General features: G+C 64.5%; 22 protein-coding genes and 2 pseudogenes. 7 read left to right on the forward strand and 17 right to left on the reverse strand.

The window, feature by feature from the left end; genetic code table 11:
* Window positions 1–12 precede the first annotated feature (12 nt).
* Window positions 13–771 (forward strand): peroxiredoxin-like family protein, encoded by a 759-nt coding sequence (locus HMF7854_RS10745; protein ID WP_126719090.1) that lies wholly within the window; start codon window positions 13–15, stop codon window positions 769–771.
* Here the strand turns inward: HMF7854_RS10745 and HMF7854_RS10750 are convergent.
* The 3 genes from HMF7854_RS10750 to HMF7854_RS10760 are packed head-to-tail and all read right to left on the reverse strand — an operon-like array spanning window position 685 to window position 3,123.
* Window positions 685–1,599 (reverse strand): LysR family transcriptional regulator, encoded by a 915-nt coding sequence (locus HMF7854_RS10750; RefSeq protein WP_126719091.1) that lies wholly within the window; start codon window positions 1,597–1,599, stop codon window positions 685–687. The genes HMF7854_RS10745 and HMF7854_RS10750 overlap by 87 nt on opposite strands.
* Before the next feature lie 31 nt (window positions 1,600–1,630).
* Window positions 1,631–2,599, reverse strand: coding sequence for a YeeE/YedE thiosulfate transporter family protein (locus HMF7854_RS10755; protein ID WP_126719092.1), 969 nt, complete (start codon window positions 2,597–2,599; stop codon window positions 1,631–1,633).
* Window positions 2,600–2,628: 29 nt separating this feature from the next.
* Window positions 2,629–3,123: a DUF302 domain-containing protein gene (locus tag HMF7854_RS10760; RefSeq protein WP_126719093.1), complete on the reverse strand. Its 495-nt coding sequence runs from the start codon at window positions 3,121–3,123 to the stop codon at window positions 2,629–2,631.
* Between the two features lie 283 nt (window positions 3,124–3,406).
* Between HMF7854_RS10760 and HMF7854_RS10765 the strand changes: the two genes are divergently transcribed.
* Together HMF7854_RS10765 and HMF7854_RS10770 are read left to right on the forward strand one after the other, a co-directional pair.
* Window positions 3,407–4,423, forward strand: a complete 1,017-nt coding sequence (locus HMF7854_RS10765) for a phosphatase PAP2 family protein (protein WP_221766434.1) — start codon at window positions 3,407–3,409, stop codon at window positions 4,421–4,423.
* Entirely contained in the window at window positions 4,423–5,154 is a 732-nt protein-coding gene (locus HMF7854_RS10770; protein ID WP_126720180.1) for a fatty acid desaturase, read from the forward strand. Before HMF7854_RS10765 ends, HMF7854_RS10770 begins: the two co-directional genes overlap by 1 nt.
* Here HMF7854_RS10770 and HMF7854_RS10775 read toward each other — a convergent pair.
* Together HMF7854_RS10775 and HMF7854_RS10780 are read right to left on the reverse strand one after the other, a co-directional pair.
* Entirely contained in the window at window positions 5,126–6,370 is a 1,245-nt protein-coding gene (locus HMF7854_RS10775; RefSeq protein WP_239016939.1) for a glycosyltransferase, read from the reverse strand. The genes HMF7854_RS10770 and HMF7854_RS10775 overlap by 29 nt on opposite strands.
* 243 nt (window positions 6,371–6,613) lie before the next feature.
* A pseudogene (locus tag HMF7854_RS10780) lies at window positions 6,614–7,246 on the reverse strand (IS6 family transposase); the annotation flags it as partial.
* A 532-nt stretch (window positions 7,247–7,778) separates the two neighbouring features.
* On the opposite strand from HMF7854_RS10780, the gene HMF7854_RS10785 reads away from it, so the two are divergent.
* The 4 genes from HMF7854_RS10785 to HMF7854_RS10800 all read left to right on the forward strand — a co-directional run bounded on the left by HMF7854_RS10785 (window position 7,779) and on the right by HMF7854_RS10800 (window position 12,412).
* Window positions 7,779–8,855 (forward strand): type III polyketide synthase, encoded by a 1,077-nt coding sequence (locus HMF7854_RS10785; protein ID WP_126720181.1) that lies wholly within the window; start codon window positions 7,779–7,781, stop codon window positions 8,853–8,855.
* A complete protein-coding gene (locus HMF7854_RS10790) occupies window positions 8,852–9,544 on the forward strand; it encodes a methyltransferase domain-containing protein (protein WP_239016940.1) in 693 nt (230 codons plus the stop codon). Before HMF7854_RS10785 ends, HMF7854_RS10790 begins: the two co-directional genes overlap by 4 nt.
* A gap of 38 nt (window positions 9,545–9,582) precedes the next feature.
* Window positions 9,583–10,608, forward strand: coding sequence for an NAD(P)/FAD-dependent oxidoreductase (locus tag HMF7854_RS10795; protein ID WP_239016941.1), 1,026 nt, complete (start codon window positions 9,583–9,585; stop codon window positions 10,606–10,608).
* Window positions 10,609–10,681: 73 nt separating this feature from the next.
* Window positions 10,682–12,412: a polysaccharide deacetylase family protein gene (locus HMF7854_RS10800; RefSeq protein WP_126719096.1), complete on the forward strand. Its 1,731-nt coding sequence runs from the start codon at window positions 10,682–10,684 to the stop codon at window positions 12,410–12,412.
* A 191-nt stretch (window positions 12,413–12,603) separates the two neighbouring features.
* Here the strand turns inward: HMF7854_RS10800 and HMF7854_RS10805 are convergent, their stop codons facing one another.
* The 12 genes and pseudogenes from HMF7854_RS10805 to coxB all read right to left on the reverse strand — a co-directional run bounded on the left by HMF7854_RS10805 (window position 12,604) and on the right by coxB (window position 24,256).
* The gene (locus HMF7854_RS10805) at window positions 12,604–13,728 is read right to left on the reverse strand and encodes a transporter family protein (RefSeq protein WP_126719097.1); all 1,125 of its coding nucleotides are present in this window, start codon (window positions 13,726–13,728) and stop codon (window positions 12,604–12,606) included.
* A gap of 137 nt (window positions 13,729–13,865) precedes the next feature.
* Window positions 13,866–14,309, reverse strand: coding sequence for a hypothetical protein (locus HMF7854_RS10810; RefSeq protein ID WP_126719098.1), 444 nt, complete (start codon window positions 14,307–14,309; stop codon window positions 13,866–13,868).
* 119 nt (window positions 14,310–14,428) lie between these two features.
* The gene (locus HMF7854_RS10815; protein WP_239016942.1) at window positions 14,429–15,091 is read right to left on the reverse strand and encodes a C39 family peptidase; all 663 of its coding nucleotides are present in this window, start codon (window positions 15,089–15,091) and stop codon (window positions 14,429–14,431) included.
* Window positions 15,092–15,120: 29 nt separating this feature from the next.
* Window positions 15,121–15,462: a hypothetical protein gene (locus tag HMF7854_RS10820; RefSeq protein ID WP_126719099.1), complete on the reverse strand. Its 342-nt coding sequence runs from the start codon at window positions 15,460–15,462 to the stop codon at window positions 15,121–15,123.
* 73 nt (window positions 15,463–15,535) lie between these two features.
* A complete protein-coding gene (locus HMF7854_RS10825) occupies window positions 15,536–16,831 on the reverse strand; it encodes a beta strand repeat-containing protein (RefSeq protein ID WP_126719100.1) in 1,296 nt (431 codons plus the stop codon).
* Window positions 16,832–17,210: 379 nt separating this feature from the next.
* A complete protein-coding gene (locus HMF7854_RS10830) occupies window positions 17,211–18,512 on the reverse strand; it encodes a family 1 glycosylhydrolase (RefSeq protein ID WP_126719101.1) in 1,302 nt (433 codons plus the stop codon).
* Window positions 18,513–18,791: 279 nt separating this feature from the next.
* A pseudogene (locus tag HMF7854_RS16270) lies at window positions 18,792–18,968 on the reverse strand (IS6 family transposase); the annotation flags it as partial.
* A 454-nt stretch (window positions 18,969–19,422) separates the two neighbouring features.
* Window positions 19,423–20,304, reverse strand: coding sequence for a cytochrome c oxidase assembly protein (locus tag HMF7854_RS10840; protein WP_126719102.1), 882 nt, complete (start codon window positions 20,302–20,304; stop codon window positions 19,423–19,425).
* A 26-nt stretch (window positions 20,305–20,330) separates the two neighbouring features.
* Window positions 20,331–20,756, reverse strand: a complete 426-nt coding sequence (locus HMF7854_RS10845) for a hypothetical protein (protein WP_126719103.1) — start codon at window positions 20,754–20,756, stop codon at window positions 20,331–20,333.
* Window positions 20,753–21,352, reverse strand: coding sequence for a cytochrome c oxidase subunit 3 (locus tag HMF7854_RS10850; protein WP_126719104.1), 600 nt, complete (start codon window positions 21,350–21,352; stop codon window positions 20,753–20,755). The genes HMF7854_RS10845 and HMF7854_RS10850 overlap by 4 nt, the downstream gene beginning before the upstream one ends.
* Window positions 21,345–23,300: a cytochrome c oxidase subunit I gene (gene ctaD / locus HMF7854_RS10855; RefSeq protein WP_126719105.1), complete on the reverse strand. Its 1,956-nt coding sequence runs from the start codon at window positions 23,298–23,300 to the stop codon at window positions 21,345–21,347. Before ctaD ends, HMF7854_RS10850 begins: the two co-directional genes overlap by 8 nt.
* Window positions 23,300–24,256 (reverse strand): cytochrome c oxidase subunit II, encoded by a 957-nt coding sequence (gene coxB, locus HMF7854_RS10860; protein WP_185829254.1) that lies wholly within the window; start codon window positions 24,254–24,256, stop codon window positions 23,300–23,302. Before coxB ends, ctaD begins: the two co-directional genes overlap by 1 nt.
* Window positions 24,257–24,275: the final 19 nt, after the last annotated feature.

Here is a 24,275-nt window from a genome sequence, read left to right on the forward strand (position 1 = left end):
AGAAGCGAACCCATGACCCATCCGTTCGTGACGCGTCTCGAACAGGTGTATCAGCTTGTCAGGAACCGCGGCGATACGCTGGGTGAGCGGCTCCGCGCCGTTGCCGACGTCGTCCGCGACGAGGCTCCCGATTTCTGCGCCGAGGTCGACCGCTTCGTCGGGCGGTTGGAAACGGTGCGTGCCGGCTCCAGCGCGCCGCAGGTCGGCGATCCCATGCCGCTCTTCACCATGCCCGACCAGGACGGTCACCTCGTCGGCCTCGAGGAGCTCCTGGCACAAGGTCCGGTGGTGCTCGCCTTTCACCGCGGTCACTGGTGCCCCTATTGCCGGCTCAACATGGTCGGTCTGGCCGAGATCGAGGACCGAGTGCGCCCGGCGCGGATCATCGGCATCTCGGCCGAGACCCAGCGCTACACCCGCGAGCTGCGGCAAGATGCCGGCGCTTGCTTCCCAATCCTCACCGACCTCGGCGGTGGCTACGCGCTGTCGCTTAACCTCGTCGTGTGGGTCGACCGCCAGATGTCGCAGATGATCGAGGGCGCCGGCTGGGACATTCCGCTTTACCAGGGAGGTACCGACTGGATCCTGCCCATACCGGCGGTGTTCGTGGTGGCGCAGGATGGCACCATCGTCGAGCGCCACGTCGATCCCGACTACCGTCGGCGCATGGAACTGGACGACCTCCTACGCGGCGTCGACAAGCTCCGGGACGAGCCGGTCGCTCCAGTCGGTCGAGCGCAGCAGGTTGAGCAGCGCGCCTCCCTCGCGTGACCGCTGGCGCCCGGCGACACTGTAGATCGCCACGGTTCGCGTGAGGTCCAGCGCCGAGCAATGGAGATGACGAACCCGCGGCGATTGCATCGCGCTCGCCGGCACGATCGCAAGCCCAAACTTCGCCACCACCAGCGCCTCGAGGTCGCGGACCGAGTCCACCTCGTGCACCGCGTCGTAGCGGATCCCGCGGCCGGTTACCTGCTCCGGCCGAAGCTCAGCCGGGTCACACCCGGCATAGTGAAGGAAGCGCGATTCCTTGACCAACTCGACATCGAGGTCGGGACAGTCGCGCTGAGCCAGTTCATGATCGGCGCCGACCACCAAGTCGAACGCCTCGGTGAACATCGGCCAGGTGTCGATCCGCTCCCATTCCTCGCCGAGCGGCCCGCCGATCGCCAGTTCGGCCTCGCCGTTGCGAAGCATGTCGCAGATGACCGCGCCGGTGCCGCGACGCACCTTGAGCTGCAGGCTGGGGAAACTCCGCTGCACCTCTCCTAGCGGCTTCATCAGCAGCTCGATGTCGAGCGTTCGCGACACCGCGATCGACAGGCTCGAAACCTCACCGCGCCGCACCTTGGCGGCGAGCGACTTGGCGGTCAGCGCGCTCTCGTAACATTGCTGGAGCAGCGGCTGCATCTTCAGCCCGAGCTCGGTCAGGTGGCTGTTGCGTCCCTCACGGCGGATCAGCTCGCCGCCGAGCTCATCCTCCAGCTGCTTGACCGCGCGGGTCAAGGCGGGTTGAGTGACGTTGCAATCCTCCGCCGCACGGGTGAAGTTCAAGGTCCGCGCAACCGCCAGAAAATAGCGGACTTGCTGCATTTCCATCGCCGTCGCGCCCCCTAGCGCCAAGCCAAGGTCAATACGCCAATTCGGGGAAAACCGCCAGCCGGCGGACCGTCCGGGCCACCAGCATCGCCGCGAGGATCGTCCCCGCCATGCTCGCCAGCGCGACCCAGGCGTAGGGACGTAGCAGCGGGAAGCCGAGCAGGATGAGCCCGTCGTTGCTGCCGGGGATGAGCAAGCTGCCCATTCCCATCAACGCGCCGCCCGACAGGCAGGAGAGCGCCTTGCGCGCAGTCGGCCATGCCGGCTTCAGGCGGCCTGCGGTCCAGCCGCCCAGGATGGCACCGCCGAACAGGCCGAGGAACAGCGGAAGGCGAAGCGCGAGCTCCGCCATTCGTCCTCTGGCGAGGTCGGCGAGCAGGTCGGTGTAGGCCCAGGGCCCGACCGCCAGCAGCAGCACGACAAACGCCAGCCCGATCACGCCGGTCGCCACGTGGGGCGACCAGACATGCTCGGCGAGCATTCCCCCGCGCGCCGCTCGGACGACCCGGCGGGAACGCCACCCGACGAGCAAGAGCAGCGGCACGGCAACGAGCGCGGCCTGATCGAGCAGCGCCGAAGTGGCCATCGGCTCGCTCCGAGCCGACGTCGGAACGAGGCCCGTGGTGAGACACCCGAGGAAGAAGCCAGGCGGGACAAGCGCATAGGCCCACTGCCCCGACCCGAGCTTGGCGATCGAGCCGAACACGCACGAACCTGCGACATAGGCTCCGAGCCCGAGCAGCGCGCCGCCCGCAACGGTATGGAGGGTGAGCAGGTGGTCGGCCGGGGGCATCGGCAGGAAGCCGGCGAGCTGCGCGGCGACCATTCCCGCGGCCACGATCGCCGCCGCCTCCAGCAACGCCACGATCCGTCGCGCGCGCCGCTCGGCGACGATCTCTTCCAACGCCGCGACCATGCACGTGGCACCGCGCTGAACGGCATAGCCCATCACGCCCGCGGCGAGCAGCGCAACGGAAAGAGCGGCGAGGCTTCCGGCCATGGCTCTTGATCCTTCTATTCGGCGGCTTCTTACGCGATCGTGGCCGCGACCTCGTTGGCCATCTTGAGCTGCGCCCTCTTGCCGCCGATCGCATAACGGCGGCCGATGAAAGCGAAATCGGTCCAGGCGATCTCGGTGCCGCCGTCCTCCGCCTCTCGGACGAGCATGCGCACCGGCCAATCCAGCCCGGCATAGGGATTGGCCTGGAGGAACTGGACGCCAAGCGGCGGATTGCCGAACAGCACCAGAACCGAGGCTCGGATCGGTAGACCGGCCCCCGCGCCGAGCTGGCGCTGGTCGATCTCGGCGAAGTGGCGGATCCCTTTGGCTTCGACGGCCGCACGAATCCGGGCGACTGTCTCGTTGACCGAATGCGATGAGCGCACCCGAAGCACTCCGTCGGCATAGGTCGGGGCGACGGTCTCCGGAGATCCCTTGGCGAGTGCGGGAGCGCCGGCCACGGCGACGAGCACGGAAATGGCGAAGGCTCGGCGGAGCGCCGCGGCTGGGCTGGCGGACTTCATGTCGGATCTCCCTTGATGAGGAGTGAATTGTCCGCCGTCCGCAGCGCGATTTGAAATGCGAAGCCGCTATGGGTGCCATGAGCGAGAGTTATGAACGGGAATGCCGCCTCGGTTTTTGTGGCGACAGACGATCAGCGGCAGCTCCGGCGCTTGCTCCAGTTTTTTCCCGTTTATTGTCAGCGCCAAGGCACCGTGGGTTCATCCTCGCGTTCAACAGCCGATGGCCCGGACGTCGCCCATACCAGAAAGCCATGCCGGATCGTGGGTGCTGATTGCAGGTGTGGTGCTGGCCTGCCTTCTCGCCTCCGCAGGCCTCGGCTTCCGCTTCACCGGCCTGCTACTGCCCGGACTTTCACTGCTGCTGCTCGCGGCGGCGGCGGTGATCGGGCGATCGACCGCTCGGCCTCGGCTCTATGCCGGCGCGTCCGCCTTCCTGCTGATGACCCTTTTTTCCGAGCTTGGCATCCTGCTCTCCTACGCGCTGGCCGCCAAGGCCGGGCCGTTGTGGGACGGGGCCCTAGCTCACGCCGATCGCAGGCTAGGGTTCGACTGGCCTGCTGTCTTCCTCGCCTCCGACCACTCGCCGGTATTGCTGTGGATTGGCGCGGTCGCGTACCACAGCCTGCCGCTTCAGATGATCGTCTGCATCGTGGCACTGAGCGGCACCGCCAGGTTCCGAACTCTCGGCATCACCATCTCTGCGGCAATCCTGAGCGGCTTTGCCACTATCCTCCTGTCCGGGCTGATGCCGGCGATGGGCAACGTTTTCGATCCGGCCCGGTTTTCCCATCTCTGGCCCTCGGTAGCCTGGATGGAGCGGGGTATGATCGCGGGTTTGCGCGACGGAAGCTGGCGGACGCTGGACCTCACCCAGCTATGGGGCATCGTTACCTTTCCCAGTTATCATGCCACTCTGCCGATCATCCTTGCCTGGGGGCAGCGCGACATCCCGAGGCTCAGGATCCTCGCCCCGCTCTGGGCCGGGCTGACGATCCTCGCCACCCCGCTGTTCGGCGGCCACTATGGCGTCGACGTGCTGGTCGGCATGGGGCTCGCGCCGCTTGCGCTGGCGATCACGTCATCCCCCGCATGGCATCGTCTCGGCGAGCTTGCCCTGCCTTCGGTCTCGGGCAAGCCAGCGCCGGCCACCAGCACCGCTCTCGGCTGGACTGCCCTTCCGCCACGCGCGCACCGCCGGCATGATCCAGCGACGAGCCGGACAGAATCCGTCCGCCTCGTCCCGCATCCTGCCGACGAGCCGAGCTACCCCACCCGCAAGCGGGCGAACGGCGGAGAATGATGACCAGTCTCGCCCGGAACACCGCCACCAGCCTCCTGCTCGCCGGGGCGATCGGTGCCGGGTGGGTGGCTATCCATCTCGGCGGCATCTTCCTGTGGCGCTGGCAGTGGTCGACTGCGCCCCTCGCAGCGCTGCTGATCGTGGCGCAGACCTGGCTCAGCACCGGGCTTTTCATCATCGCCCATGATTGCATGCATGGGTCGCTGGCCCCGGGGCATCCTCGGCTGAACCGCATGATCGGCACGCTGTCGCTCGCTGCCTATGCCGGCCTGTCGTTCGGCGCGCTCCGCCCCAAGCATCACGCCCATCACCGCGCTCCCGGCACTCCCGACGACCCCGACTTCTCTCCGGGCGAGCCCCGCCGCGCCTTCCCTTGGTTCGTCCGCTTCTTCTCGACCTACTATACCCATGGGCAGATCCTGCGGATTACCTTGGCGGCAACGCTCTACCTGTGGCTCGGCGCCGCGCTGGTGAACATCGTCGCCTTCTGGGCGATCCCGGCGCTGCTCGCACTGGTCCAGCTATTTCTGTTCGGCACCTATCTGCCGCATCGGCACGAGGACGGGGCGTTCGAGGACGAGCACAATGCCCGCAGCAACGAGTGGCGCCCGCTCACGTCGCTGCTCACCTGCTTCCACTTCGGCGCCTATCATCACGAGCATCACCTCGCCCCCGGCGCGCCTTGGTGGCAGCTCCCGCGGGTCAGGGCCGATCGACGAGCGCGGCGCTGACGATGGCAGCGGCCGTCTTGGCGCCACCAGCATTCGCCATCTCGTCCGCCAGTTTGCCCGCCGCCTCTTTATAGCGGCGCTCCGCAAGCACCTCCTCGAGAGCCCGGGCGAGCCGCCGTACCGTCAGCCCGCGCCACCGGACTACCTTAGCCGCTCCGATCCGCGCGAGCCGCGCCGCCGTCCCAGGCTGCTCGAACGCGATCGGCACCGCGACGATCGGGACCCGGGCCGCGACCGCGTCGAGAACGGTGTTGAAACCTCCGTGCAGCATCGCCGCCGAACAACATCGGAGCACCGCTTCCTGCGGCCAGTAGTCACGCACCAGCGGATCGCCGGGAAGCGCGGCTTCCTCATCGGCGGTGAGCCCGCCGCCATGCCCGATCACCGCTCGCGCGCCGACCGCCGCACAGGCTGCCGCCATGGTCGCGAACAGCGCCTTGCGCGAACCTTGAAGCGAGCCGAGCGAGCAGAAGATCAACGGTAGCGGATCGTCCGGCCGGTCGACCCAGGGCTCGACCGGGTTGCGCCATGGGCCGCCATAGTGGAAGCGGGGCGGAAGCTCGTCACGCGGAAAATCGAGCCCGCGCGGGCACTGGGCGACATGGACCAGCGGTCCATCCTCCTCCTCCTCGTCGATCCGCCACGCCCGCCGGCGCTGCTCGAGCACGCCGCTGATCGGGCGCATCAGCAGATCGGAGACACGGTAGCCGCCGCGGTTGCGCGCTCGCCCGCTCCCGTCCGGCCGGTAGGGCCAGCGGAGAAAGGGCGGCGGGACATTTTCCTCGCGCATCAGCGGCAGCCCGGTGATGCTGACGACATGGGGGAGACCTAGGCGCCGGGCGATCAGGCCGCCGGCCGGCTCGGCCGCATCGGCGATGACCGCCTCCGCCCCGATCCGTTCCAAAACCGCCGGCGCCTCGTCGAGCAGCCGCGCGGTCATGCGAGCGGTGGCGGCGATCATCCGGGTGATCCCGAGCAGCCCTGTCGCCGCGGCGAGCTGCGACAGATAGGTGTCGAGCAGACCGTCCGATGCGCCGTCCGCCAGCGGCGCGAACCCGACTTCGGGCGTGTTGACATAGCGCGCCACCCCGCCGGTGTGGACGATCGTCACCCGGTGCCCGAGCGCGATCAGTCGGGCGCCGAGGACTTGCAGTGGATTGAGGTGGCCCGGGGTCGGCGGCGCGATGATCGCGATGCTCCGGCGTCTCCTGCTCACGCCGGCCTCATCGCCGCAAGCGCGATCCTTGTCACCACGCCGCGCACCCGTTGCGAAAAGAAATTGGTTACGTGCTCAGCAAAGAAGCAGGAAGGACGCATCCCCGCCCGCCGAAACTCGAGCGCTAGGCCGCAAGTCGTCCTGCATGACGGCGGCCAGCGGCAGCAGGCGGCCCGTGGCGGAGGTGTCAGACAAAGGCGAAAGCGTCTCTGCAGCGCGCCGCTCGGTCTTTGATGGTCAGCCCTACTCCACAAGCCCCTGCCACTCGGCCAGGGCGGCCGAGCGGCGGAGCTTGAAGTCGGATCGGCTGACGAGGTGACGTTCGGCATTGAAGTGGTTGTGGAGATTGGCATGGACGGAAGCGAACTTCTGTAAGCTCTTCATCTGCCGAAACCTGAGCATCGCTCGTTCTCGTCGTCGGAATGCCAGGTGGCTGTTCTCCACCCTGTTGTTGGCCCAACGTCCGACCTCCTGCTTCCCCGTGTTGCCCAGTTCGGTCATGGCAGCCCTGTAGGAGCGCAGGCCGTCGGTGGTGATCGCCTCCGGCGAGCCATGGCGCTTCAGCGCCTTCTTCATGAAGCGGAGTGCCGCGGCCTTATCTCGCTCCTTGGTGACGAAGCTCTCGAGCACCTCGCCTTCATGGTTGACGGCTCGCCACAGGTAGCGCATCTCGCCGTTCACCTTCACGTACATTTCGTCCAAGTGCCAGCGCCACTGGCGAAAGCCACGCATGCGGCTCACCCGCTGGCGGCGGATGTCGGCCGCGAACAGCGGACCGAAGCGGTTCCACCAGTAGCGCACCGTCTCATGGCAAATGTCGATCCCACGCTCGAATAGCAGGTCCTCGACGTTCCGCAGGCTCAGCGGAGGTCGCAGGATTCCTGTTCTCTACAATCCTGGCTGGCGCCTTCGTGGTATTGCCAAGCGATTGCTCGAAAAGCATTGATCGCGCGGAAAAGCGGGGTCCAAGCTGGTCACTCCTGCGGCTTCCGATCGTACGTCACTTTTTCGCCGCAAGTCTCCTTGCGTCGCTTGCAATCAGCATCTTTTAACAATGCTTCCCCATTCTGCTGGTCCGCAGGTACGGATTCGAACCAATCTTGATCGGCTGGATCAGTTTTGCGCTAACGGTCGCCCTACTAATTTCGAGCATCTGGATCCTCCAGTTCGTGAAGCGTTTCATGCGGAGGTGTCAGCCAGGGGCGAACGCGTCCCAACGGCGCGAGGGGCAGTCGTTGATGGCAGATGACGATTGCGTTCGGTCGATGAAAACGGAACAGCGACTGTGGTCGTCAGCTCTTCCACATCCGTTCATGTGGAGCATGCCACCGGGAATGAACCGCGTTTGTAATGAACCCTTTCGTGGCAAAGGCGGTTGAAAAACAAAACTCTGTCCAGGGTCCTTCATATTTCCGAGCGCGCCGCCTTCATCAACCAAGTCACCACTGCCGTACCGTCGCAGGATGTTCACAAGGCCTTTCTGGCCTGGGCCGAACAGCGCCTTCCGGATGAGCGGCAACGCTCCGTCTTCCGGCGCATGGCCGAGCGGTCGGGTATCAACCATCGTTGGTCGGTGCTGCCCACGACGGCGGGTGGTGGTTCCCCGGTCGCCGACGGAGGTCTCTATGCGGATGCGCCGCCGCCGACATCGGAGCGGATGCGGATCTATGCGGAGACTGCGCCCGAGCTTGCGCTTGCAGCAATCGCGAAACTTGATGCCGGAGCAATCGCGCGGACTACTCACCTCGTGGTCGCAAGCTGCACGGGGTTCGTCGCGCCCGGGGTCGACCAGATCATTGCTCGCCGGCTCGGGCTCGCAAATCATGTCGAGCGCACGCTGATCGGGTTCATGGGCTGCTATGCGGCGATCGCAGCGCTTCGGACCGCTTACCATATCGTTCGTTCGGAACCCGCCGCGCGCGTCCTCGTCGTAACGGTCGAACTTTCGACGCTGCATCTACAGTTCACCGACGACATGGAGGCGCTCCTCGGCATGCTCCAGTTCGGTGACGGAGCCGCGGCGGCCATCGTCAGTGCCGACGCCACGGGGCTGCGGATCGATCGGCCCTTCGCCATCGCGATGGAAGACAGCGAGACCCTCATCCAGTGGGCAATAGGCGAGACCGGCTTCGTCATGCAGCTGTCGGGGGAAGTGCCCGGGCGGATCGGGTCGGCGCTGGAAAAGCCATGGATCCGCGAGCGGATCCTCGACGCGGTCGACGCGGGAAAGATCGACAGCTGGGCAGTCCATGCCGGAGGCCGATCGATCCTGGATGCGGTGCAGCGCGGCTTCGATCTTCCGGCCAACGCGCTCGACCGGTCGCGCGAAGTGCTGGCCGACTTCGGCAACATGTCGTCCTCAACGCTGATGTTCGTTCTTGCAGCGATCCTCCGCCAATCGGATGAGGGCGAGCGCAGTGGCGTCGCGCTTGCCTTCGGACCAGGGCTGGCGGCCGAGGGGTTCCGATACGAGCGTGCGGCGTGATCGACCTCAAGGTTCGATCACGGCGAGAGGAGCAGATGGACTCCCCCCACCTCGCCTTCGAGGAATACGGGAAGGTCCTGGCCGATCTCGCCACGGTGAATTCGTGGACCTTGGCTGCTCGGCCGACCCTCTTGTTCCTGAAGTCGGCAGTCGGAGCTCGTCCGCGCTTTTCCGTTCTCGATGTCGGCTTCGGACGCGGCGACATGCTGTGTCAGATCGCCGCATGGGCGGTCCGAAACGGGAAGGAGGTCGAGCTGCATGGCGTCGATCTCAACCAGAAGAGCCTGGCGAGCGCGCTCGAGGCAACGGCGGGGCTGCCAGTTCAACTGCACGTCGGTGATTACAAGGACCTGCCCGGTCCATTCGATTGTGTCGTGAGCAGTCTGGTCGCGCATCACATGGGCGACTCCGAGCTGCATGACTTCATCGGCTACATGGAGGGTCACGCGAGGCTTGGCTGGCTGATCAACGACCTTCATCGTCACGCCTTCGCCTACCTCGGATATCCCTGGCTCGCTCGCCTGCTGCGCGTGCACCGCATCGTCCGCGAGGATGGGCAGCTCTCCATTGCCCGGAGTTTCCGCAGCGCAGATTGGGCCACTATTCTGGATGGCGCCGGCCTTCCCCCTGGTGCCGCGACGATCGCGCGCCACTTTCCGTTCCGGCTGTGCGTCGAACGCCTGCGCTAATCATCGGCGGCGGCCCCGCCGGCTCAGCAGCCGCGATCATGCTCGCGCGAGGCGGCGTCGCGGCCACTCTTGTCGAGCGCCGGACGGAACCGCACGACGTGGTTTGCGGTGGGTTCCTGGGGTGGGACACTCTCGCGACGCTCGAGCGACTGAAGCTCGACATCTTCTCGCTCGGCGCACGGCCCATCACCCGCCTTCGGCTCGTGAGCGGGCGCCATGTGCTTGAGGTCGGATTGCCACGGCAAGCGGCGGGATTTTCACGAAAGTCGCTGGACGCTGCTCTCCTGTCGCTTGCCGGTGCTGGAGGCGCGACCGTCAGGCGCGGCTTCGCGATTCGCGACGTCGATCCCGCTACGCGAACGGCGCGCCTCGAAGACGGTGAGGAACTGACCGCCGAAGGGCTGTTCCTGGCGACGGGCAAGCATGAGCTGCGCGGCCTCGCGCGACCGCCAGACTTCACCAGAGAAGGCGCGGTCGGCTTGCGCACCGTTCTCAGAGGCGGGCTCCAGGGCAAGCCGCTCGATGGTTGCGTTGAACTCCACCTTTTCGATGGTGGCTATGCGGGCTTGCTGATGCAGGAGGACGGCAGCTCCAACCTGTGTCTCTCGGTCACGAAGAAGCGATTTTCGCGGGCGAAATCGCCCGGCGCGCTGGTCAAGGCGCTCAAGGATGAAGCGCCGCTGCTGGGCGAGCGGGTCGGGCACGAAGACGAACGGCATTGGCAAGCTATCGCGGGCGTTCCTTATGGCTGGCGCGCGGATGATACGCGGGACGGGCTGTTCAGGCTTGGTGACCAGGCCGCGGTGATCTCCTCGCTGGCCGGCGATGGGGTCGCCATTGCACTGCAGAGTGGCATCTCGGCCGCGAAGGCTTTCCTGCGAGACGGACCCAGCGGGGCGGCAGCGTATCAGACGGCATTTTCAAGACAGACCAAAGTCCCCCTGGGCCTCGCCGATCTTCTTCGCGGCGCCGCCGAGCGCCCTCTAAGCCGTCCTATCCTCATGCGGCTTGCTGCCGTGCCGGGCTTGGCGAGTTGGGTCTCGCGGCTGACCCGGATCACCTAGAACCCGTAAAGAGGGCATGGGCAGCCGCGACTTTCCGGATTGAACCTAGCGAGCAGTCGCGTAAGCCGATGTGATGTCCACTCGCGTCCGTAATGCCTTGGCGGCTGTCCTACTTTCCATCGGCCTGCTCTTCTTCGTCCAGCTTCGTTCAAAACCTGCCGTCAGCGTCATCCCTGGTCTTGCCGGACCCACGACCAGGACACTCGTCCCGCCGCCGGTCGCACCCCATGTCGAAGACTATGGCGGCGGCGGCGCAACGCGGCTCGGCGTGCTGGTGACCGATGTCGATTCCGACTGGATCGGCCTGGTACGCTCGCTGCGTGCGCGGGGCATCCCGGCGAATTTCACCCGCGACCCGGCCGAGGCGCTGCGGCATCGCGCGGTGCTGGCCTATCCGTTGATTTCGGGCAAGGTACTGAGCGGGGACCAGATCCGCGCCCTGGCGGCCTTCGTTCACCGCGGTGGCGGTCTGATGACGTTCGACCTGGCGGGCGGCGGCCTCGAACCCCTCTTCGGCATTCGTGGGGAGGTCCCGGGACGCGCCCGCTCAGCCATCCGCTGGGCTGGGAACAGCCGCAGGGAGGCTGCGAGCACCCCGCTGAACGCGCAGGGCATGGAAGCAAAGCTCGGAAGCCAAGGTCTTGCAGTCAGTACGGCCATGGTCTCGGCGCGATTCGACGATGGCGCGCCGGCACTGACCTGCCGGGCCGCGGTCGGACGAGCGTGCATCCTCGGTGTCGATGTCGGCTCCTATGCTAACCGAGCCTTCAACCTGCGCGCCGAGCCGCTCGCCGGCGGCTATGTCAATGGAGAGGCCGGTGGCCTCGACAGGCTGGTTGACGCGGTGCGCGACTTCTACGTTGCCAGCAAGCCGAACGCCTTCCTGATCGGAACCGCCCCGGCGCCGTACAGTGGAAGCCTGATCGTCACCCATGATCTCGACGCCGGCAAGGCGCTGACCGACGCGCTTGCCCTCTCCGAGGCACTGCGCCGGCGCAAGGTCGACGCTACCTTCTTCATGCAGACGAAATATGTCCGCAACTGGAACGACGATGTCTTCTTCCGCGCGGACACGCTGCCGCAGCTCCGACGCCTACGGGCTATGGGGATGGAGGTCGGCAGCCATAGCGTATCCCATGCGCGGGCGTTCAATCAGTTCGAGTTGGGCGATGGAACCGAAGCCTACCCGGACTATCGGCCGTTCGTCAGCAGCCAGACGACCGCCCGCGGCGGAACGGTGCTGGGCGAGCTGCGCGTCTCCAAGCATCTCCTCGACGCCACGACCGGGCAGCAGACCATCGCCTTCCGGCCCGGGCACCTGCGCAATCCGGAGGTCTTGCCGCAGGCGCTCGCGGCGACCGGATACCGGTACACATCGGACCTGACTGCCCAGAATGCCCTGACCAACTATCCCTTCCAGCTGGCCTACGGCCGTCACGGGCCGAGTCTGGTACCCGTCTGGGAGTTCCCGGTCACGATCGAGGACGAGGCAGCGCCGCCCTTCGCAGCACGGCTCGGCGCGTCAATCGCGCTGGTGGAGCGGATCGCTTCCCACGGCGGCGTGGCGACGTTGCTGGTTCATCCCGACCATGGGCCGAAGCGCGATGCCGAGCTCGCATTGATCGATCGGCTTCGCGGCCGATACTGGATCGGCGGGCTGAGCCGGTTTGGCGAATGGTGGCGAGCTCGCGATCTGTCCGCAATCGACTATGACGGGACGCACGTCACGGCCCGCGGTCCGCTGCCGATCCACTCGGTGACCGTCTTCCTTCCCCGATCAGGCAAGACCCTGACGATCCGATAAGCTGGCCGCAGCGTTCAAAGCAACAAGCTGACAAATAGTCATTCGGTGTTCGCCATGATCTTGAGCCTCGTGCACTTCCGTCTTCGGAGGGCGACCTGGCTGGCCCCTATGCGGCCGTTGGCTCAGCGGCCGGTATCAGGATTCGGTGTTGCCCAACTTTCCAGGGCACGTCCCCAGGCAACCCGCCGCTCTCAACGACCGGGTATCAGCGTCACCGGTATTCGCAGGGTCGTGCGCACGTCGGGCGCGTCGCGAGTAGCACCGATTTCCACCCCCCAGTTGAGACTGGCGTCGTCAGTGACCCGGTAGGTCACACCGAACAGGAAACGTCCAAGCTGCAGGTCCCGCGTCTTGGTCGTAACCGGCGTGGCCGTGCTGTTTGGAGCTGTCGAGACGGTGGTAGTCCGTGTCCCAAACGTCCAGTTGTGGGTGTAGCCGAAATTGATCGTTGCCCGCTCGTTGAGGCCGATTCCGATACCGGCAGTCGCAGAAACGGAGTCGCCCGGATCGACGTGGGTGATCCGGACCGGGGCAATCAGCGTATCGACGCTTCGTCCAAAATTATGTGCATAGCCGAGGCTTCCGAACAGGACGGCAGGGTCGGTTGGAAGGATCGCCGTCATGCTCGGTGCTACGCTCCAGAAGCCGGCGCCTGTCGCCGCCCGCAGCTCCCGTCCGAGATCGTCACGCGGCACGGCAAAGGGACTTTCTCCCGTCGGAGCATTCACCTGCAGGTTGGCAACGAGGAACGGCCAGCCACCTCCCCCGCGTGTTACCTGGTACCGCAAGCTTGCCTCGACATCGCCGATGCCATTCCCGCGCGCGCTGCTCGCGATGGTTCCATCGGCCGATCCGTCAGCGAACGGCCGGATTGGTGCGAGCACGCTGCTGTCGGAGCGATGGATGAGCGGCAGCTTGGCACCGATCTCAAGCCGGTCAGTCAGTCCGTAGCGAAATCCCGGCGTTGCCTCGAGCACATCCTGATGACTTTCGTTGATATCGAAGATGCCGATCAGTAGCGTGTCCAGCAATGCGATGCCGCGGAACAGCGCCCGATTGCGGTCCGCCCTGGTATAGCCAAGCAGTAACTCACCGGTCAGCTGCCCTCGCCGAGTAATGAGCGCCCCCTGTTCGCCAAGGACTGCCACTTCGGGCGGCCGGTCAACATCCTTCGGTGCCTCTCCCACAGGTTGTGCGAGTCCAGGTTCTGTGGTGTTTGAGGCGGTCGGGCTCGCTACCGTTGAAGGCGTGGCAGCAGCAGCCGGGCCTGGAGACAGGCTATCGACGCGCTGCTCGAGCTGCTGGATCCGCTGCATGGCGGCCTGGAGCTGCGACCGGAGCGCGTCTACCTCTGCCTGCTGAGGTGCCGCGACAGCAGGAGGCGCGCCGCTCAAAGTTGCGAGGATCAAGGCTCCGAGAAAGAGAGTCTTCCGGCGCATCTTGCCTCCGAACGTCAACGGGAAAGAAGGTTGGCGGTGGCCAACGCAAGCTCGTCGATCCGCGGCAGGGCCGTCCCCAGATTGTTCATGTTCGCGCCAGCCAGCTTGAGGTCGATGGTCGTCGCGACGTCGATGGCCCTGCCATCGGCCTGGTTTTGGATCACAGTCCCGGCAGCATCCCCGATCAGGGTGCTGACGTATGTTCCACCATCGGCGAAGCGGATCCTCGTGCCATTGCCCTCTTGTTCGATGGCCACGGGTCCGAGCGACGAGGGCGAGACCGTTGCCAGGCCGCCCGACCCGTCGGCTCCCGCGACCGACAGCGAAGCCGACGATTCCTGGATGCTATATTGGCTGCGCAGCACGAGTTGGCCATCGATCCGCGCCTCGCTGACCACCGCCATGGCGACCCGCAGCCCATTCGGGAGGTCGAACCCGCCCCGCAGCGAGGCGAGCACGGGTTCGGGGACCGGCGTTCCGAAAGACGTAGATCGCAAGCCGCCACTCGTGAGCGGGGCGGCGTGCGCGCTGGTCAGAGGCGCGCCGGCAAGGAGAAGCAACAAAGCTACTCGACGCATCAGAACTCTCCGAAGAAGGGCGCCGTGAGCCACAGCGCCTGAAGGCTGACAGGATTGGTGAACCGACCGTTCGTCGGCGCGCGAGCGACGCTGGCCCATTGGGCCCCGGCGTTGAACCGGCCTGCACGGGTGTCCGGATCGATGACGAAGTAAATGCCATTCCAAGCTTGTTCGAAGTGAGCGATGGGCTCAATCATCAGACCGCGAGAGGGATCTCCGACGAGCACATTCTCGCCGGCAATGCCCTTGATCACGACGAAGTGCTTGTACCCTTTCATGTCGACCAGCGCGATGCCGGGGACCTGGCGGCGCTGGATGTCGCGGAGGGATACTTTGAAGCCGTTGGCGGCCAGGCCGCGCGCCTCGAGATATCGCTTCATGTCGAGGAGCGAAAAGCCGAGCTTTCGGATTTGAGCTCGGTCACCGTTGCGCCACATGCCCTGGAACACCTGGGCTTCATCGACCGGGAGATCGTAGTGAAACCGCAGTAGCGACGCCAGCGAAGCGGAGCCGCAACTGAAGTCATACCGCTGCTTGAGCACGGTCGCGAACTTGCGGTCGAGCATGGTCCGGATCGGAGCACTGACATCGCCGATCGGGGTGGGTAGCAGGAACCTGGGTCCGACGGGCATTGCGGCCGACAGGAACAGGGCTGTCGCCATGCTTGCCACTGCCCGGCCAAGTCGAGCGGTCATGGTGCCGGTATGATGGCGATGTTCAGGGTCATGGCGGAGTTGATCGCCACGTTGTTGCCGCTGTTGGCATTGACCATCGTCAATCCCGACGCATTCTGGAAACTGCTGTCGGAAAAGGTCACGGTTCCAGTCACGCTCGAACCATTGACACTGTTGTTGCTCGACCGGGCATTCAGCGTGCTGGTCGCATTCTGATTTCCCGTCCCTCGCGCCGTGGTGGCGGCGAGCTTGTCCTCGGTAAGCGCCGGTGCTTCGAACCCCGACACGGTGGGAAGATTGCGCACGCTGGGCAGCGGCGTCGTGCCGGCCAGATCGGCGGCGACAATAATCCAGAACATGGGCGCCTCTCTCTCGATGTGGGAAGGTCCGGCCAGGCGCGGGAAGAACGCGCCTGACCGGTCGTTCCGCAACCTACGGAGTGATGTTGCCGGTGGTCGCCGTGACGCTGATGTTCGCGTTCTGCGAAGCAGCCGCCCCCGTGTTCTGGTTGATTGCGCCCATGCCGGCGAAGTTGGCGAAGGATCCGCCCTGGTTCGACAGGCTGGTGTTCGCAGCGCCCGCCGTGCCGGTCGAGCCATTATAGTTGACCGACACGCCGGTGACGTAGCTGCCAAGCGCCGCCGACGACACCATTGAGCCGGAGCCGAAGCTTCCGGACGTCCGGGCCGATCCAGTCATGTCCGACATGTCGCGATTGTCGTTGCCGCTGTCAGTCAGCGAATTATCAATCGCATAGCCGCCATTGTTGGCAGCCACCCGACCGCCATTGGCCGTGCTGCTGTTCCTGTTGTCGGCTGCTATTCCGCCGTTGTTTGCGGCCACGGACCCGGCAGTAGACGTGCTGTTGTTCGTAGTGTTGGTGGCAGTTCCGCCATTGTTGGCGCCAACTGCTCCTGCATTCACGCTGCTCTGGTCGCGAGCGTCGGTGGCGGTTCCGCCATTGTTCGCGCCGACCGTTCCGGAATTGGCGCTGCTCTGATCGCGAGCGTCGGTGGCGGTACCACCATTGTTGGCACCGACAGATCCTGCGTTAGCGCTGCTTTGATCACGCGCGTCGGTCGCGGTCCCGCCGTTGTTGGCACCAACGGTCCCTGCATTCGCCGAGCTGTTGTCGGTCCAGCTGTTGTCCGTGGTGCTGTTGTCGGTGTTGTCGGTGGCGGTACCGCCGTTGTTGGCCCCGACCGTCCCGGCATTTGCCGAGCTGTTGTCGGTTGTCGACCGATCGGTCGTGCTGTTGTCGGTTGAACTATTGTCGGTCGTGCTGTTGTTTGTGTTGTCGGTCGCGGTGCCGCCGTTGTTGGCGCCGACCGTTCCCGCGGCAGCACTGCTGGCATCATTATAGTTGAGGTGGGTGGATGCGTCCGTCGAGCTGCTGCCGTTGTTCGCGGAATAGGCGCCATTGGCCGAACTGCTGTTCGTCGAGGTCGCTCCATTGTTGGCCGAGTAGGCGCCGGAGTTGCTGCCATCCCAAGCTGATGACCCGTTGTTGGCACCAAGAGTGCCAGCGTTCGCTGAGCTACTGTCGGTCCTACTTCTTACCGAATTGTCGGTTGCCGTGCTGCTGTTGTTCGCAGCGTGGCTACCACTAGCGTCGCCCGAGATGGTTGATTGGGCCAGTGCTGGCGTGGCGATCGTCAATGCTGCAACGGATGCAGTCGCGAGCAGAATTTTAAGCATTGCTTCCTCTCGACTCTGGTGGGGAGTCAAGGATCGCTCTGCGCGCGACGGTCGACATTAACCTATTTATACTCACGTTAAAATTAATGCTGGTCGCATGCTGCCGGTTTGCTTGCACTTCGCTTGAGTTGGAGACCGGATGATTGTTCAGGGAATGAGCTATTGTTCGCTTAACTGTCGAAACATTCCTTTCCAAGGGGGTTAGGAGTATTTTCTAAGGGTAGCAGAGAGGTAAGCACGTGGCGTCGCAACAGCGCGCGGTCTCGCCTTCGCATCAATGCCCTTGCGATCCTGACGCGCATTTCCTCGGGACCGATCTCCACCCTCTTGCCGAGCGCCAGCCGCGATGCCGCGGGAAACCGTGCTCCAACGACAGTAGGAACCGATCATCCGCGTCTACTCGGGAGGGTCAGCTGCTCGATTGGTCGTCGGCCGCGCGCAGCTGCGCCTGGCCTTCGTTGAGCTCCCGTGCGCGGTCCTTCTGTTCCTGTGCGTGAAGCGTATCGGAGCGATTGGGCATCAGCACCGGGACCGTCAGGCAGATGCTCTGGGTGGGGAGCACGTCCCTCCAGTCCGCGATCAGCTGCTTGTAAGCGGTGCCTACGGGGCGGATGTTGCGATCGAGATCGAACAGCCCGACCGGGCTCACACGGTTGTTCTTTTCGCGGAGTGCCGTATCCCAATCCATCTGGTCGGTCAGCGAAAACCAGGTAAAGCCGACGATCGGCACGCCATCGTTGCGGACTCGCAGCACGTTGGCCCATTCCTTCCAGAGCCAGTCGACCGCCTCCGTCCCGCGCGGACCCTGCGCGATGTTCGTCTCGGTATGCATGACCGGGAGGTGATAGCGGTGATGATATTGGTGGGTGATGCCGTCGTAGCCCAGCACCTCCCCCGCGGGGCAGGTCACGCCATTTGACGAGACCCGGTGCTCGTTGGTGACGTAGTAGTCGTTCCCCATGATGCAGTGCTGCTTGAGGTGATTGGCCGGGAAGAAGTCATATTCCTCCCGCGTCATGCCGTTATCGAGCAGATACTGGTACATCGACGAATCCACCCGGCGCCCGTAATTGAGGTCGAGCGAGAGGAAGCGCATTTCATTGAGATGCTCGGCTGCCGCGATCGCCGCCGGGTTCTCGGCGTGGAAATATTCGCTCGATTCGCTCTGGACGAAGATGGCGTCGGGGCGGACATCGAGGATCGCCTGCATCGCAAGCACGTTCGCCTTGACGATGTGCTTGAGCGCGGTGACGAACCCCTGGTCGCTCGACAGCTGCTCGTTCCACCAGCCGTACTTGGCGGAGAACATGGCGCAAATATACATTTCGTTGATAGGCGTATAGAGTTGTACCCAAACGAACCTCTTGGCGAATTCGCGAGCATAGACCGCGAACAGGGCAGGAAAATCCGGGTTCTGGAAGTTGCCGAGCCAGTCGGGCAATCCGAAGTGGCAAAGATCGACAATCGGAACGATGTTCCTTCGCTTCAGGTCGGCAAACGTCTCGTCGGCGAAGCTCCAGTCGAACCGTTCCGCCGCTGCCCAGCTAGTGTGGATCGGCGGTCCGTAGCGTAGGAATTGGAGCCCGAGATCGTCGACCAGCTCGAAATCCTCGCGCCAGCGGGCATAGTGCCCGCAACTCTCCATCTGATCGACCCGCGTCCTGCCTCCGTCGATCGTGGGGACGCTGTTCTCGATCCCGGTGCAGAACATGAATGTCGCGATGATTGCCTCCTACGCTTACTCCTGACCGCGCTCACGTGACCACGGCAGGCCCATGCTCATGGGCCCAGCCGCTCTCCTGGGCAAATGAACACTGAGGCATTGAGAACCTCTTGGGGTCACGTCGAAGGGCAAGGGTGCGCTCGCACTAATCAGCGCGATGATCGCGACGTTCGTTCAGGCAAGGAGCCGAAAGAGGCTCCGCAGGAAGGTGTCAGACAAAAGCGAAAGCGCCTCTGTTGCGTGCAACTTGGTCTTTGATGGTCGGCCCTACCCCACTAGCCCCTGCCACTCGGCCAGGGCGGCCGAGCGGCGGAACTTGTAGTCGGATCGACTAACGAGGTGACGTTCGGCATTAAAGTGATTGTGGAGATTAGCGTGGACGGAAGCGAACTTCTGTAAGCTCTTCATCTGCCGAAATCTGAGCATCACCCTTTCTCGTCGTCGGCTAGTTATCGCCTGAATGGCCTCAACAAGCCACGCTTCCTGATTGATCGCAGGACGGGTCGCATCAGCGTGCAAGGCACCGCCGGCTATTCTTTCCAGGGCTCGTGCGACCTGATCGGCAACAATCCTCGACGGTTCTGACAGCTTCGCCGGACGAACACTGGCCTGCACTGCCCACCCAGTTATCGCGCACGAGGCGCAGCGCGCGTTGGGCGGAACGGCTGGTTTCGTTCCAGGTGGTTACGGCCGCTAAGCCGGCGCCTACGGTCGGTTCAAGGATGGTCACACCTTTGCAGCGCTATTCTCAGCCCATGTCGATTACCGCGCCTACTACGATCGGTAGGCTATTGCCCCACGGCCTTACGCTCCTGCTCAGCTTATGAGTCTACAGCCTAACCAAACCGACTCGCCGCGGCCTTGGCTCTAAGCGCAGAAGACGCCAACTACTCCGGTCTCATTGCCAAAGGTCGGATCTCCTCTCAGCCTGGCGCCAGGCAGCAGATTGCGCGGCCGCCGAGAAAAACTTGCCCGTGTTTTTGTCCATCAAACGCCACATCGCGTGTGCGGTGCTGGCGAGATAAATCAGCCCGGCCGGGACCCACATCAGCATTCCGGCGATCTGCTGGTCGTCGAGCGCTCCGGCACCTTGGTAATGCAAGTAGATCGGATTTGGCGCGAGGGTGATCAGCGCAGCCATCAGATTGCCCTGTACCCCCACGAGCGTGACCAAGAGGATCGCTGAGCCGGGGTCAAGACGGCGGTTGCCCACGGTTGATACCATTCGCCAGAAGATGGCGGCGCTGAAGAGAAAGGTGAGGTGTTCCAGCGTGTGCAGCGTCGGGCTTTCCAGCGCCGCGTCGTAGAGAGTGGGCGCGTGCCAGAGCCAAAGGCCGAGGGCGAAGGCCACACCCGCCAGCCAGGGCGCAACCTTGCTGTACCCGCCCCGCTTGACCCCCGGGACTGAGACCGCGGCCCGGCCGAGACGCCGCCGCCAGCGAAGCGGCCAGGCGAACAGCATGACGAGATGCGCGTTGGCGAGCGCCAAAAGAGGTGCTGCCACGATCATGAGGAGGAGGTGCTGGCCCATATGCCAGGCGAAGCTGCTGTCCGCCCGAGCATCGAATGGCGACAGCAAAGCAACGATCAGGAGGGAGATAGCCGCGATGTAGCTGCCGATCCGCCAGGCGGGCACGATTGCGTCGCGTGCTCGTCCCATGCGGCAAAGCCCGATGCCGTAGGTCAGGACCGACAGCGACAGGAGTGAGGTGACCAGCGGCTCGAACGTCCAGCCACCACCGTGGTGCTCGCCGCCGTGCGCCCAGGCGGGTGTCGTCAAGGCCAGCGTCGCCAGCGCGACAATCCTCAGCGAACCACGAGGCACTGCGAAAGCGTCAGAACAGAAGTCAGTCCGAGCACGACGGCGAGCAGCATGATACCACTCTCGGCGAAACCGCAGGCCGCGATGAAACGTGTCCGCCCCTCGCCAGTGTCGAGGCTTTTCCGAGCCCCACCGCCACGCTCATGCCTGGTCGCCTGGAATGCGTGCCAAGCGAACCAGATTCCTGCGAGCGCGCCGGCGACGGCAATCGCGTTGATCCCGAACGTCCAAGGCCTTGGATCCCCGCCCAGGTCGCAGAGGTGCACGGTGACGATGTACGAACCCACGATCTGCAAGAGGAACGATGTCGGCGCGAGGACCAGGCCGAGTACCAGCCGCCAACCGGCCACCCGGTGGCGGTCCGGCGCCGGATCCTGCAGCGCCTCGGTCAACCGGGCGAGGTCGCTCATGTGAGCCTCGGGCTCAGGTAGATGGTCGTGAACACGAACAGCCAGACGATGTCCACAAAGTGCCAGTAGAGCGTCGCAAGCGCTCGGTGCTGGACATGTGCGCCCTGCACGCGCCCGTCGAAAGTCCAGATGAACAGGACCAGCAAGGCGAAGAGGCCCACGACAACATGGACGAGGTGCGTGCCGGTCAGCATGAAGTAGATCGAGCTATAGCTGTTGTCAGGCAAAGCGAACGGCTTGGTCGACCATTCAAAGAGTTCCAGCGCGACAAAGGCGCCGCCCAGCAGCAAGGCAGCTCCAACGCCGAACAGTCCGCGCTCGCGATCCCCTCGGTTTGCAGCGCGCTTGCCCCATTCCAGCACGAAGCTGGAGCCGACCAGCAATAGGGTCGCCGGAACCGCCAGCTTCAGGTCCGGCGGTCCGTTTGGCGGCCATGACCCTAAGCCCTGGCTCCCGAGGTAGGCGTACGCGAAAATCAGATAGGCGAAGATGCTGCCTTCGGTCGCAATCAGGCACAGCATTCCCCACCAGGGCGTGCCTACCTGCCCACGCCCATGGATCGGCAGCGTGTCGTCGATCGTGCGGGCCTCAGGCATAAACGCGCACCCGCTCCTGGTCCTGCGGCTGCTTCGTGGGCTGGAACCACATCACCAGGACGATGGCGACGGCGGCTCCCGCAGTCGTCGAAAGCCAGTCGGATCGTACCAGCAGGCCGACAAAGAAAACGAATAGCGCCGCAGCCAACAGTCCCGGCAGCAGGCTGTCGCCCGGCATCTTCAGGATGACAGATGGTTGACCGTCGAGCGGCGTCACCGCCAGCGTCTCCTTGCCCTCGTCGAGCAGGAAGCCGCTGTCGAAGATCGTCCTCTCTTCGCTCTTTTTCAGATGGTCCTCCCAAAGCGGGTGCCTGCTGGCTAACAACGGAATGACGGCGAAGTTGAACGAGGGCGGGGGCGATGGAATGGACCACTCCAGGGTCGATCCCGCCCACGGGTCTGGGCCCGCCCGCGGGCCGGACGTCGCACTTTTGATCACGTTGATGAGGAACAGGAGGATGCCGATCGCGAGGATGAATGCCCCTCCGGAGATGATCGCGTTCGGCAGGTCGAAGCCCATCCCCGCCGGGTAGGTCCAGACACGGCGCGGCATGCCGTAGAGGCCAAGGACGTGCATCGGGAAAAAGGCGAGATTGAAACCGACAAAGATGGTCCAGAACGACCAGTGCCCGAGACGTTCGCTCATCATCCGACCGGTCACCTTCGGGAACCAATGGTAGATTCCGCCGATCACCGGAAAGAGGTTGATGCCGAGGAGTACGTAGTGGAGGTGGGCGACGACGAAGTAAGTGTCGGTCAGCTGCCAATCGAGGGCAACGCTGGCGGTCATGACCCCTGACACCCCGCCGATAACGAACAGCATGATGAAGCCGGCGAAGAACAGGAAGGGCGTCGTGACCTGGACCCGCCCGGTGGCGATAGTGCCGATCCAGGCGAATAGCGCGACGGTACTCGGAATGGCGATAACGAAGCTCGCTGCGGAGAAGAACGACAGCGCCAACGGCGGAGCGCCGACCGCGAACATGTGGTGAACCCAGACACCTAGGCCGACGACCATCGTCGCCACGGTGGCCATAGCGACCGGCGTGTAGCCGACCAACGGCCGGCGGCAATGGATCGGCAACGCATCCGACACGATGCCCATGGCCGGTAGGACAAGCGCATACACCCAGGGGTGCCCGAATAGCCAGAACAGGTGCTGCCACAACATCGGCTGTCCGCCACCGGAGACGTCGAAGAAGTGTGTGCCGGCGTTCCGATCCAGCCAGAGCAGAACGGAGGCCAAGCTTACCGCCGGGACCGCAAAGATGTTGGCGACACTAGCCGTGAGCGTTCCCCACACGAGGATCGGCAGCCGATTGACCGACATCCCGGGTGCCCGCATGCGCAGCAACGTGACGATGAAGTTAACCGATCCGACAGTCGTCGAGATTCCGAAGAACGTCAGCCCCAGGGCGTAGATGTCGATGTTCATGCCGGGGTTCTGGTCACGCCCGGCTTGCGGCACATAGTTGAACCAGCCGCTATTCGGAGCCTGGCCGAACGGGAAGCTGATGTAGAGGAACAGGCCCGAAGCGAGGAAGATCCAGTAGCTCAGCGCATTGAGGCGCGGGTAGGCCATGTCCCGTGATCCGAGCATCAGCGGCCACAAATAGTTGGAGAAACCCGACAGCATTGGCAGCGAGTACAGGAAGATCATGGTGACGCCGTGCATCGAGAACAGCTGATTATACTGTTCCGGCGAGAGCACCGTCGCACCCGGCCGGGCAAGCTGGATCCGCATGATCAGCGCTTCGACGCCACCGATCAGCAGGAAGGCGAAGGCGGTGACGATGTAGCGGATGCCAATGGTCTTGTGGTCGACGGTCGAGAACCAGCCGCGCAAATCGGATCGCTCTCCCCAGATCGCATCGAGCTTTTGCACGATGTCGGGGGGTTGCGGCGACGCCGGCGGCGCGTCGGGTCTAGAAAGCGGCAAGGTCGCCATTACTTCAATCCTGCGAGATAGGTGACGATCGCTTTCCGCTCGGTGTCGGACAGCGGAACCTGTGGCATGTACGATCCTGGCTTCACGCCTTGCGTGTCGTGCAGCCAGAGATCGAGAGCGGGTAGAGTCATCGGCAATGTTCCAGCCGCTAGCGTCGGGCGACTGGCAACATGGGTCAGGTCAGGCCCGACGAGGCCGCCCGCGCTCGTTCCGCGAACCGCATGGCAGAGCCCGCAGCGGGCGGTGAACAGCGCCTGCTGCGCCGCAGCTGCGGCTGGTGCCAGGTTTCTTGCGTACCATTGCAGGAACGCTTCACGCGGAACTGCGCGGACCGTGAACGCCATGCGGGCGTGCTCCAGCCCGCAGAACTCCATGCACTGGCCGCGGTAGATGCCGGGGGTGTCGGCTTGGAACCAGGTCGAGTTGGTGTGGCCCGGGATCATGTCCATCTTGCCAGCAAGCTTGGGCACCCAAAAACTGTGGATGACGTCGGCCGACATCAGCTTGAGTCGAACCGGCACGCCAACCGGGATTACGATGTCATCTGCCGTCAGCAGGTCGCCGGCCGGCTCCGGCGTCCGATACCGAACCTCCCACCACCATCGGTGACCGGTGATCTCGAGCGTGACCGGAGACGATCCCTGCTGCTCTGCCACTGCACGGGTTGTGACCAGGGTCCACACCGCCATCGCGACAAAGATCGGAAAGGTCAGGCCGGTGCCCCACCAGATCCAGGGCAGCCCGCCGCCATGTCCCTTGACACCATCGCCCTCCCGCTTCGCCTTGCGCCGACCATTCACGATTGCGGCCGCGAGCAGGAGGCCGGTCACCAACGAGCCGACCACCGCGATCAGCGTAAGCCCAACGGCAATCGACTGCAACGGACGCGCGGCGGGTCCGGCAGCCCCCTCGAGATAGCCGAGCGGGTGTGAGGCGCAACCCGACAGCAGCGCCAACGCGAGCGATAGGCCCGCG

The organism is Sphingomonas ginkgonis (assembly GCF_003970925.1).
GTDB lineage: Bacteria > Pseudomonadota > Alphaproteobacteria > Sphingomonadales > Sphingomonadaceae > Sphingomicrobium > Sphingomicrobium ginkgonis.

Bases quoted from the DNA above. Each gene is read 5' to 3' on its own strand.
- HMF7854_RS10745 (WP_126719090.1), top strand. From the start codon at position 13: ATGACCCATCCGTTCGTGACGCGTCTCGAACAGGTGTATCAGCTTGTC.
- HMF7854_RS10750 (WP_126719091.1), bottom strand. From the start codon at position 1,599: ATGGAAATGCAGCAAGTCCGCTATTTTCTGGCGGTTGCGCGGACCTTG.
- HMF7854_RS10755 (WP_126719092.1), bottom strand. From the start codon at position 2,599: ATGGCCGGAAGCCTCGCCGCTCTTTCCGTTGCGCTGCTCGCCGCGGGC.
- HMF7854_RS10760 (WP_126719093.1), bottom strand. From the start codon at position 3,123: ATGAAGTCCGCCAGCCCAGCCGCGGCGCTCCGCCGAGCCTTCGCCATT.
- HMF7854_RS10770 (WP_126720180.1), top strand. From the start codon at position 4,423: ATGACCAGTCTCGCCCGGAACACCGCCACCAGCCTCCTGCTCGCCGGG.
- HMF7854_RS10795 (WP_239016941.1), top strand. From the start codon at position 9,583: ATGCTCGCGCGAGGCGGCGTCGCGGCCACTCTTGTCGAGCGCCGGACG.
- HMF7854_RS10800 (WP_126719096.1), top strand. From the start codon at position 10,682: ATGTCCACTCGCGTCCGTAATGCCTTGGCGGCTGTCCTACTTTCCATC.
- HMF7854_RS10805 (WP_126719097.1), bottom strand. From the start codon at position 13,728: ATGCAGCGGATCCAGCAGCTCGAGCAGCGCGTCGATAGCCTGTCTCCA.
- HMF7854_RS10815 (WP_239016942.1), bottom strand. From the start codon at position 15,091: ATGGCGACAGCCCTGTTCCTGTCGGCCGCAATGCCCGTCGGACCCAGG.
- HMF7854_RS10820 (WP_126719099.1), bottom strand. From the start codon at position 15,462: ATGTTCTGGATTATTGTCGCCGCCGATCTGGCCGGCACGACGCCGCTG.
- HMF7854_RS10830 (WP_126719101.1), bottom strand. From the start codon at position 18,512: ATGTTCTGCACCGGGATCGAGAACAGCGTCCCCACGATCGACGGAGGC.
- HMF7854_RS10845 (WP_126719103.1), bottom strand. From the start codon at position 20,756: ATGAGCGACCTCGCCCGGTTGACCGAGGCGCTGCAGGATCCGGCGCCG.
- HMF7854_RS10850 (WP_126719104.1), bottom strand. From the start codon at position 21,352: ATGCCTGAGGCCCGCACGATCGACGACACGCTGCCGATCCATGGGCGT.
- ctaD (WP_126719105.1), bottom strand. From the start codon at position 23,300: ATGGCGACCTTGCCGCTTTCTAGACCCGACGCGCCGCCGGCGTCGCCG.